This is a genomic window from Streptosporangium sp. NPDC006013 (assembly GCF_040614275.1).
Lineage (GTDB): Bacteria > Actinomycetota > Actinomycetes > Streptosporangiales > Streptosporangiaceae > Streptosporangium.
On the sequence record NZ_JBEXUE010000700.1, the window covers coordinates 1 to 3926 of the forward strand.

1 protein-coding gene is annotated in these 3926 nt (G+C 72.2%); it reads left to right on the forward strand.

The annotated features are described in order from the left end of the window. The coding region (locus tag ABZ260_RS48115; RefSeq protein ID WP_355631853.1) for an SDR family NAD(P)-dependent oxidoreductase at positions 1 to 3926 on the forward strand (3926 nt) is incomplete at both ends.

The window sequence follows — 3926 nt, forward strand, 5'->3', positions numbered from 1 at the left end:
AGGTCGTCGAGGGGCTGACCTTCGGCGAGCCGAGGACGGCGATCGTCTCCACCGTGACCGGCGAGAGGGTCGACGCCGCCTACCTGTGCTCGGCGGAGTACTGGGTGGACCATGTGGTGCGTCCGGTGCGTTTCGCCGCGGCGGTGCAAGCTGCGGGCTCGGCGGGGGCCAGAGTGTTCTTGGAGCTGGGGCCGGACGGCGGGTTGTCGGCGCTCGTTCACCAGAACCTTTCGGTTCGCCAGGACTCGCACAAGCCGGCGGTTGCCTTTCCCGTTCTGCGTAAGGACCGCGGTGAGGAGGCGGCGGCGTTGGCCGCGGCCGCCCGGTTGTATGTGCGTGGTGTGCCGGTGCGGTGGCGGGAGCTGTTCCCGGCCGCTCACCGGGTGGATCTGCCGACCTACGCGTTCCAACAGGTGCGGTACTGGCCCAAACTCTCGGTGGCCGCGGGCGATGTCACCGCTGCCGGGCTGGACCTGCCGCGTCATCCGCTGCTGGGCGCGGCCACGGAGCTGCCCGACACCGGCGGGTTCCTGTTCACCGGTCTGGTCTCGACCGCGGCGCATCCGTGGCTGTCGGACCATGTGGTGGCCGGGCAGGTGCTGTTTCCCGGCACGGCCTTCGTCGAGCTGGCCCTGCGGGCCGGCGAGGAGGTCGGCTGCGGCCTGTTGGAGGAGCTCACGCTCATCTCCCCGCTGGTGATGCCCGAGCGGGGAGGTGTTCAGGTGCGGGTGGTGCTCGGCGCCGTCGACGACAGCGGCAGGCGGACGGTGGGGGTGTATTCCCGTCCGGAGGGTGAAGCGGACGCGCCGTGGGCTCAGCACGCCACTGGTGTGCTCGCCTCCGCCGCGCCGACGAGCATCCCTGACGCGGGGATGGAGGAGTGGCCGCGCGCGGACGCCGTCACGGTGGACCTCGACGGCTTCTACGACCGGCGGGCGGCGGTGGGTTTCTCCTACGGTCCGGCGTTTCGGGGGGTGCGCGCCGTCTGGCGTACCGAGCGGGAGGTGTTCGCCGAGGTCGCTCTGCCCGAAGACGTCGCCGCCGACGCGGGCTCCTACGGGTTGCATCCGGCCCTGCTCGACGCTGTGCTGCAGGTGGCATCGCTGGCCGGGCTCGACGAGGCGGAGGGCGGACTGCTGCCGTTCGCCTGGAGCGGGGTGTCGCTGCACGCGTCCGGCGCCTCGGCGCTGCGGGTCCGGATGAGCATGGCGGGCCCGGACGCGGTCACACTGGTCGTGGCCGATGCCGGGGGCGTGGTGGCCTCGGTGCGCTCCCTGGCGTTCCGAGCTTCGCGGCCTGCGGCACGCACCGGCGGCGGGCCGCTGCTGCGGCTGGACTGGCCGCTCGTGGCGGAATCCGGGAACGGAGATGATCCGGCCAGGCGGTGGTCGGTGCTCGGCTCCGACGGGTGGGGTCTGGTCGCCGCCCTGCGCGAAGCCGGGCAGGTGGCGGACATCGCGCATGAGACGGAGCCTGCCGCGGGCGTGACCTTGGTGCCGGTCCCGGTTCCCGCCGGGGACGACGTTCCGGCCGCGGTGCGGTCGGTGACCTCGGCGGTCCTGGCCCGGCTGCGGGAGGCCGGGCGCGACGAGCACGCCAACCGCCTGGTGGTCTTCGTGACTTCAGGCGCGGTGGCGGTGGTCACCGAAACCGTGGCCGACCCCGTCGCGGCGGCGGTATGGGGTCTGGTGCGTTCGGCGCAGGTGGAGAACCCGGGGCGGTTCGTCCTGCTGGACCTTGATCGCGATCAGGTGGATGCCGGTCGGGTGGACGGACGGATGCTGGTCGCGGCGCTGGATTCCGGCGAGCCGCAGTTGGCGGTGCGTGACGGGCTGCTGCGGGGGCCGCGCCTGGTCAGGGTCGACGACGACCACTCTCAGACCGGGCCGGCTGCCGGCACCGTCTCGCCGGCACCGGGCACCGTCGGGGGTGTCGACGGTGCCGCGTCGATGTGGAGTGCCGGAGGCACGGTGCTGGTCACCGGTGGTCTGGGTGGGCTGGGCGCGCTGGTCGCGCGTCATCTGGTGGCCGAGCATGGTGTGTGTCACCTGGCTCTGGTGGGTCGTCGTGGCCTGGATACCGAGGGCGCGGCGGAGCTGGTGTCGGAGCTGAGGGCACTGGGTGCCGAGGTCATGGTCGTGGCCTGCGATGTGTCCGATCGTGAGTCTTTGGCCGAAGTGATCGCTGCGATCCCGCCAGAGCACCCGCTCACCGGGGTGGTACACGCCGCGGGTGTGCTCGATGACGGCCCGATCGACGCTTTGACGCCCGAGCGGATCGACGCCGTGCTGCGGCCGAAGGCGGACGGCGCCTGGCACCTGCACGAGCTCACCCGCGACCTCGGCCTGACCGCGTTCGTGGTGTTCTCCTCGGTGACCGCGACGCTCGGCAACGGCGGCCAGGCGAGCTACACCGCGGCGAACGCCTTCCTGGACGCCTTGGTGCGGCAGCGCGCCGATGCGGGGCTGGCGGGCGTGTCGATCGGGTGGGGGCCGTGGCAGCAGGACACCGGGATGGCCAGCGCCCTCACCGAGACCGACATGCGGCGCATGGCCCGGGCCGGGCTGCTGCCCCTGGCCGCCGAGCAGGGACTCGCCTTCTTCGACGCCGCGATGGTGAGCGGTGAACCGGTGGTGGTGGCGGCGCGGCTGGACCGGGCCGCGCTGCGGGCGCGAAGCAGTGTCCCGGCGGTCTTCCGCGCTCTGGTGCCCGCCCCCATGCGACAGGCGGCCGCCACCTCCGCCACCTCCGGCGCACTGGGGGCTTTGTCGGGAGAGGCACTCGGCGAGGCGGTGTCCACGCTGGTGCTCGGGCAGGTGGCCGCCGTGCTGGGGCATGCCTCGGCGAACGCGATCTCACCGGATCTGACCTTCCAGGACCTCGGTCTCGATTCCCTCACCTCGGTGGAGCTGCGTAACCGGCTGATCGAGGCGACCGGGATGCGCCTGGCGGCCACGCTGGTGTTCGATCAGCCCACCCCCGCGGCGGTGGCCCGTTTCATCCGCGAGCGACTTGAGGGCGCCGAGGCGACCTCCGCGCCGCCCCTGCCTGTGCAGGTCGCGGCCCCGGTCGCCGGGGATCCGATCGTCATCGTCGGCATGGCCTGCCGGTATCCGGGCGGGGTCACCTCACCGGAGCAGTTGTGGGAGCTGGTCGCTGAGGGTAAAGACGCCATCTCCGGTTTCCCGGCCGACCGTGGCTGGGAGGTCACGGACACCTCTTTCGCCCGTGCGGGTGGATTCCTGTATGACGCGGCTGAATTCGATGCTGAGTTCTTCGGGATCTCGCCGCGCGAGGCGCTGGCGACCGACGCCCAGCAGCGGCTGCTGCTGGAGACCTCCTGGGAGGCCGTCGAACGGGCGGGCATCGACCCGCTCACCCTGAAGGGCAGCCCGACCGGCGTCTTCGCCGGGATGATGTACCACGACTACCCGTCAACGGGAGACGGGGCAGCGGAGGAGTTGCGGGGGATCGTGGTCAACGGGACCACGGGCAGCGTGACCTCCGGCCGGGTGTCGTACACCCTCGGCTTGGAAGGGCCGGCGGTGACGGTGGACACCGCCTGCTCGTCGTCGCTGGTCGCGCTGCATCTGGCGGCGCAGGCGCTGCGCTCGGGTGAGTGCTCGCTGGCGCTGGCCGGTGGGGTGACGGTGATGTCCACCCCGAACACCTTCATCGACTTCTCCCGCCAGGGCGGTCTCAGCTCTGACGGGCGGTGCAAGGCGTTCTCCGAGTCCGCCGATGGGGTGGGCTGGTCGGAGGGTGTGGGTGTGCTGGTGCTGGAGCGGCTGTCGGACGCGCGCCGTAACGGCCACCAGGTGCTTGCGGTGGTGCGCGGGTCGGCGATCAACCAGGACGGGGCGTCCAACGGGTTGACCGCGCCGAACGGTCCCTCACAGCAGCGGGTGATCCGCCAGGCGCTGGCC